The organism is Saccharomonospora halophila 8, from assembly GCF_000383775.1.
GTDB lineage: Bacteria > Actinomycetota > Actinomycetes > Mycobacteriales > Pseudonocardiaceae > Saccharomonospora > Saccharomonospora halophila.
Genome location: NZ_KB912472.1, coordinates 4846 through 10155, shown reverse-complemented (window position 1 = coordinate 10155; position 5310 = coordinate 4846). Strand labels below are relative to the sequence as shown.

The 5310-nt window shown below is 71.7% G+C and carries 6 protein-coding genes, 1 tRNA gene, 1 pseudogene and 1 CRISPR repeat array; of the genes and pseudogenes, 5 read left to right on the top strand and 3 right to left on the bottom strand.

The window, feature by feature from the left end; translation table 11 throughout:
- Nucleotides 1-152: 152 nt before the first annotated feature.
- A complete protein-coding gene (locus tag SACHA_RS0100055; protein WP_019806209.1) occupies nt 153-1994 on the bottom strand; it encodes a transketolase in 1842 nt (613 codons plus the stop codon).
- 208 nt (nt 1995-2202) lie between these two features.
- Here SACHA_RS0100055 and SACHA_RS0100050 point away from each other — a divergent pair.
- The 3 genes and pseudogenes from SACHA_RS0100050 to SACHA_RS26690 form a co-directional block, all read left to right on the top strand.
- Nucleotides 2203-2288, top strand: a tRNA-Ser gene (locus tag SACHA_RS0100050).
- Between the two features lie 134 nt (nt 2289-2422).
- Nucleotides 2423-2596, top strand: a complete 174-nt coding sequence (locus SACHA_RS24715) for a hypothetical protein (RefSeq protein WP_019806208.1) — start codon at nt 2423-2425, stop codon at nt 2594-2596.
- 142 nt (nt 2597-2738) lie between these two features.
- Nucleotides 2739-2879, top strand: a pseudogene (locus SACHA_RS26690) (hypothetical protein); the annotation flags it as partial.
- Nucleotides 2880-3001: 122 nt separating this feature from the next.
- Nucleotides 3002-3274: direct repeats of the CRISPR family, unit length 28 nt; unit sequence GGACCACCCCCGCGTGCGCGGGGAAGAC.
- A gap of 89 nt (nt 3275-3363) precedes the next feature.
- Here the strand turns inward: SACHA_RS26690 and SACHA_RS0100035 are convergent.
- Together SACHA_RS0100035 and cmtR are read right to left on the bottom strand one after the other, a co-directional pair.
- The gene (locus SACHA_RS0100035) at nt 3364-4086 is read right to left on the bottom strand and encodes a cation transporter (RefSeq protein ID WP_019806206.1); all 723 of its coding nucleotides are present in this window, start codon (nt 4084-4086) and stop codon (nt 3364-3366) included.
- Nucleotides 4083-4454, bottom strand: a complete 372-nt coding sequence (gene cmtR / locus SACHA_RS0100030) for a Cd(II)/Pb(II)-sensing metalloregulatory transcriptional regulator CmtR (protein WP_019806205.1) — start codon at nt 4452-4454, stop codon at nt 4083-4085. Before cmtR ends, SACHA_RS0100035 begins: the two co-directional genes overlap by 4 nt.
- Before the next feature lie 152 nt (nt 4455-4606).
- On the opposite strand from cmtR, the gene SACHA_RS0100025 reads away from it, so the two are divergent.
- Both SACHA_RS0100025 and SACHA_RS0100020 read left to right on the top strand, forming a co-directional pair.
- Nucleotides 4607-4867, top strand: coding sequence for a hypothetical protein (locus SACHA_RS0100025; RefSeq protein WP_019806204.1), 261 nt, complete (start codon nt 4607-4609; stop codon nt 4865-4867).
- Nucleotides 4868-4924: 57 nt separating this feature from the next.
- Nucleotides 4925-5170, top strand: coding sequence for a hypothetical protein (locus SACHA_RS0100020; RefSeq protein ID WP_019806203.1), 246 nt, complete (start codon nt 4925-4927; stop codon nt 5168-5170).
- Nucleotides 5171-5310 lie beyond the last annotated feature (140 nt).

Below are 5310 nucleotides of genomic sequence, written 5' to 3'. Positions count from 1 at the left end.
GCCCCCGCCGCGGCCGCACCCCCCGCCGCACACGCCGGTGCCGCTGACCGCGCCCCCGGCGTGTGCCGTGAGGGGCACTTTCCCTGCACCCAACGCAGGGAAAGTGCCCCTCACGGCGTCTGACGCAGGGAAAGTGCCCTTCACGACAACCCTCACCGGCCGACCAGGGTGCGGGCGGCGTCGACGATGGCCGAGGAGTCGATGCCCGCGTGCTGGAGTTGCTCGGCGGCACCGGTCGAGCCCGGCATCGCCAGCACGCCGAGCTTGGTGACCTTCGGCATCGTGGTCGCCGACGTGAACGCGTCCAGCACGGCGTCACCCAGCCCGCCCTGGGGCCAGTGGTCCTCGACGGTGACGACGCGGCCGGTGTCGGCCGCCGCCGCGTGCAGCGTGGCGATGTCCACGGGCTTGACCGAGTACAGATCGACCACCCGCGCCCGGATCCCCGCGTCGGCGAGCGAATCGGCGGCGGCCAGCGCCTCGTGCACGGTGATCCCCGCGCCGACCAGCGTCACCTCGTCCGACGACGACGAGCGCAGCACCTTGCTGCCGCCGATCGGGAAGCTCTCCTCCGGCCCGTACAGCACCGGCAGGTCCGGGCGGGTGGTGCGCAGGTAGCGGATGCCGGAGTGCTCGGCCATCGCCGCGGTCAGGTGCGCGGTCTGGTTACCGTCACACGGGTACAGCACCGTGCTGCGCCACACCGCACGGAAGAACGCCAGGTCCTCCAACCCCATCTGCGACGGCCCGTCCGGACCGATCGACACCCCCGCGTGCGAGCCCATCAGGCACAGGTCCGCACCGCTGACGGCGGCCATCCGGACGAAGTCGTACGCCCGGCTCAGAAACGCCGCGAACGTCGCCGCGTACGGCACCCAACCCCGCACCTGCAGGCCCACCGCGGCGGCGATCATCTGCTGCTCGGCGATGTAGCACTCGAAGAACCGGTCGGGATGCTCCTTCTCGAAGTACCCGGTGCGGGTGGAGTCGCTGACCTCGCCGTCGAGCACCACGATGTCCGACCGCACCCGCCCCAGCGCGGTCAGCGTCTCGCCGAACGCGGTGCGCGTGGCCACCTCCGCGCCCTCGGAGTACGTGGGGATCGACAGCGTGTGCAGCCGGGGCGGCGCGGGCCGCTCGTACTCGGGCGCGGTGACGTCCACCCGGATCGACCGGCGCCCGCCCAGCTCGGCGATCGCCTCGTCCGCGTTCGGCAGCGCCTTGCCGTGCTGGCCCTCGGTGTCGTCCACCGCCGACACCCCGCGCCCCTTGTGCGTGCGGGCGAGGATCGCGGTGGGCCGGTCGGCCTCGGCGGCCTCGGCGTAGGCGCGGTCGATCTGCTCGACGTCGTGCCCGTCGATCTCGATGGTGTGCCAGCCGAACGCCCCGATGCGGCGGGCGTAGGCCCCGGTGTCCCACCCGTGCCGGGTGGTCCCGCGCTGCCCGAGCCGGTTGACGTCGACGATCGCGGTGAGGTTGCTCAGCCGCTCGTACCCGGCGTGCTCGAACGCCTCCCACATCGACCCCTCGGCGAGTTCGCTGTCCCCGCAGAGCACCCACGTCCGGTAGTCCCGGTGTTCGAGCCTCCGACCGGCGAGCGCGATGCCGACCCCGATCGGCAGCCCCTGCCCCAGCGAGCCGGTGGCCACGTCCACCCACGGCAGCGCGGGGGTCGGGTGCCCCTCCAGCCGGCTGCCGGACGAGCGGTACCAGCGCAGTTCGTCCTCGGAAATCGCCCCGGCCGCGACGTACATCGCGTACAGCAGTACCGAGGCGTGCCCCTTGGAAAAGATCAGGTGATCGTTGGCGGGGTTCTGGGACGCCTCGAAGTCGTACCGCAGGTGCCCGGCGAGCAGCACGGCCATCAGATCGGCCGCCGACATCGACGACGTCGGATGCCCCGACCCGGCGAAGTCGGCCGCGCGCACCGCGTCCACCCGCAGTTGCTGCCCCAGCTCGGTGAGCATCTCGCGATCGACGGTCGCCACGGACATCGGCCACCTCTTCCCTCGGCTCGTTCCACAGATCACCGCCACGCCGGTCCCGGCGCGGCACGTCCCCCGCAGATACCCGAGGTCACGTCCGCCTAACCCGACCGCGTCAGGGCACGTCCCGGGTCGCGGCGGCACCCCGTCCACGCAGCACAGCACCACCGGTCGGGTGGTTCCGAGCAGCGCGAACCCGGCTGATACGCTGTTGCGCGGAGGATTGGCCGAGCGGCCTAAGGCGCACGATTGGAAATCGTGTTGGGTTAACAGCCCTCACGGGTTCGAATCCCGTATCCTCCGCTCACCGGAACGCCGGGCACCCACGGGTGCCCGGCGTTTTTCGTCGCGGGAGCACGGCGGACAGGCCGGAGCAAGTCCGAGACCGTAGACTGCCGAACTCGCGGCGGTAGCGGGGAGTTCGGAGGAGATCCGGCATGAGTGACGACGACGGACAGGTGCGGGCGGTGTGCACCGGGTGCGGCGGCGACGGACAGGTTGCCGATCCCACGCTCGCCGTGCTCGACGGAATCGGCCGCTCGGTGCTGACGATGCGGGCGTGCCGGTGGTGCGACGGTGAGGGCAGGCGCCCCCTGCACCCACCCGTCTGACCCGATCCTCGCGCCGGAGTGCCGACGCTCGGGCCACACGTCGAGCACCACGGACCCACAACCCGGCCACGCGGCACCGCGGACTCAGTCGGTGGGGAGTCCGTAGGCGTGGGACACGGCGTGTTCGATCCCGGCGGGGTCGATGCCGCCTTCTTCGGCGATGGTGAAGCCGAGTTCGAGCAGCAGGAACCCGATCCGGGTCACCACCCGCGCACCACTTCCCTCCGAGTCGGACGCACTCGTCATCCCGACCGGGACCCCGGTGCTCACCATCGAGCGAACCCTCTACGCAGGCGAGACGCCGGTCGAGACGTGCGACATCGTGATCCCCGGAGACCGCTACGCACTCACCTACACCATTCCCGTCACCACGAGTGACGCAGAAGGTACCCAGCCGTCAACTGGGGACCACCCCCGCGTGCGCGGGGAAGACGCGGCCCTCGATCACCTGGCCCTGCAGGCGCGACGGACCACCCCCGCGTGCGCGGGGAAGACGCAACGTCGTCGGCCGCAGGGTCGAAACGGTGTGGACCACCCCCGCGTGCGCGGGGAAGACGTTTCGTCGGCGAAGATCAGCCGATCGCCCTTCGGACCACCCCCGCGTGCGCGGGGAAGACCGCCTGATGGGTGCCAGCAACGTGATCGCCGCGGGACCACCCCCGCGTGCGCGGGGAAGACAAACACCGCCCGGCAACGTTCTGACCTGCGGCGATGCGGCCCTTAGCGGCGTTTTTCGTTCACTTTCTATCACCACTCCACGCCCCCCGTCAGCAGCAGTGTTCGCCGCGCCAGGCTTCGCGGCCCTCGCGGACGGCGACGGCGGCGATGACCAGGGCGGCGATCGGGTCGGCCCACGCCCAGCCGAACAGGCTGTTCGCCAGCAGGCCCACCAGCAGCACGCCGGAGAGGTAGCTGCACAGCAGCGTCTGCTTGGAGTCCGCCACGGCGCTGGCCGAGCCGAGCTGCCTGCCGACGTAGCGCTGGGTCAGCGACAGCGCGGGCATGACCACCAGCGACACCGCGGCGAGCACGATGCCCACCGTCGAGTGCTCGGCCTCGGCCGCGCCGAACAGGGCGCGGACCGACTCCACCCCGACATAGGCGGCCAGGGCGAAGAACGACACGGCGATCACCTTCAGCGCCGCCCGTTCCCGGGCCTCGGGGTCGGCGCCGGAGAACTGCCAGGCCACGGCCGTGGCGGAGGCGACCTCGATCGTCGAGTCCAGCCCGAAGCCGATCAGTGCGGTGGAGTTCGCCAGCGCGCCCGCCGAGATCGCGACGACGGCCTCCACGACGTTGTAGGTGATCGTGGCGGCGACCAGCAGCCGCACGCGGCGGGTCAGGACCGCGCGTCGCTGTTCGGACAGCGGAGCCTCCGGCGTGCCGGCCGACGTCTCCCGGCCCGCACCACAGGCTCCGTCCGCTCCCGCACAGCAGTCGTCGACCGGCCTCGACGCCGGGTGTCCGGCGTCGTCGGGCGGGTGGCTCACGGGACCACCCCCTCGGTCGCGGGCGATCCGTCGCCGTCCGCCGCCACCGGGGTGCCGTTCAGGCACGGCTGGTCGGTGTCGACGGCCAGCACCATCTCCGAGAGCTCCCCCAGCGCGCGGGCCAGGTGCGGGTCGGCGAGGTCGTAGCGGACGCGGCGGCCCTCGTAGGTGGCCGCCACGAGTCCGCAGCCGCGCAGGCAGGCCAGGTGGTTGGACACGTTCGACCGGCTCAGCGCGAGCTGTTCGGCCAGTGCGCCCGGATAGTGCACGCCGTCGAGCAGGGCGGTGAGGATGCGGCAGCGGGTGGGGTCGGCCAGCGCCCGCCCGAGTCGGGCGAGCGCGGTGCCGCGCGTCTCAGAGGTCCACATGGGCTGAATAGTACAGCAGATAATGAATCGTCGACACCCCGTGTGTGCGCACACGGTGACTGATCGATTCCCCCACCTACCTGCTGTGTGCTGCTGATCGATCACGATAGGTTGGTCGCCGTCAGACCCGACTTCCTCAAGGAGCCCGACCCATGCCCGGTGTGGAGGAGATTCGCGCGGGGATCGCCCTCGCGAACGAGAAGGCTTCCGCCAGCATCGCCGCCCTGCAGCAGGCCGCCCAGTCCCTCGAGGAAGCCCAACAGTCGCTGGCCCAGGCCACCTCCGGCAGTGCGCAGGAGGAGGTCAACCAGGCGCACGGGATGCTCGCCGAGGCGTTGCAGGGGATCAACGGCACCCAGACCACCATCCGGGCGTGCATCACCTCCGCCGAGAACTACTCGGCCCGGCTGTGACCCCACCCGGTCCGGCCGTATCGGTGACCGCACGTCGGTGAAGCGTCGGGAGGTCCCATGTCAGCGGAACAACTACGGCACGAGCTCGGCGAGGTGCTCGGCGTCCTCGACGACGTCCGCGCGCACAGCGCCGCCGCCCGCGAACTACTGGAGGACTACCGGCGGGTGGTCACCGAGGCCCAGGCCCGGACCGACCCGTGGCTGCCGGACGAGCTGGCGCGGGCCGTCGAACAGCTCGACGCGAACCGCGCGCGGATCGACGGGGCGGACCGGATGATCGACCTCTACCGTTCGAGGGTGTAGGCGTGCGACGCAGGAGCGCACAGCGCCGCGCACGGGTCACGCAGGCGCTCGACACACTCCGCGACCGGATCGGGCTGGTGCTCGGCGCGGCGCGCCACCACCGCGCGACCGCCGAGGCCGACCTCGCCCGGCTGCGGCTG

Excerpts from the sequence above, each read along its gene's own strand:
- SACHA_RS24715 (WP_019806208.1), top strand. The coding sequence starts at position 2,423 with ATGAGTGACGACGACGGACAGGTGCGGGCGGTGTGCACCGGGTGCGGC.
- SACHA_RS0100025 (WP_019806204.1), top strand. The coding sequence starts at position 4,607 with ATGCCCGGTGTGGAGGAGATTCGCGCGGGGATCGCCCTCGCGAACGAG.
- cmtR (WP_019806205.1), bottom strand. The coding sequence starts at position 4,454 with ATGTGGACCTCTGAGACGCGCGGCACCGCGCTCGCCCGACTCGGGCGG.
- SACHA_RS0100055 (WP_019806209.1), bottom strand. The coding sequence starts at position 1,994 with ATGTCCGTGGCGACCGTCGATCGCGAGATGCTCACCGAGCTGGGGCAG.
- SACHA_RS0100020 (WP_019806203.1), top strand. The coding sequence starts at position 4,925 with ATGTCAGCGGAACAACTACGGCACGAGCTCGGCGAGGTGCTCGGCGTC.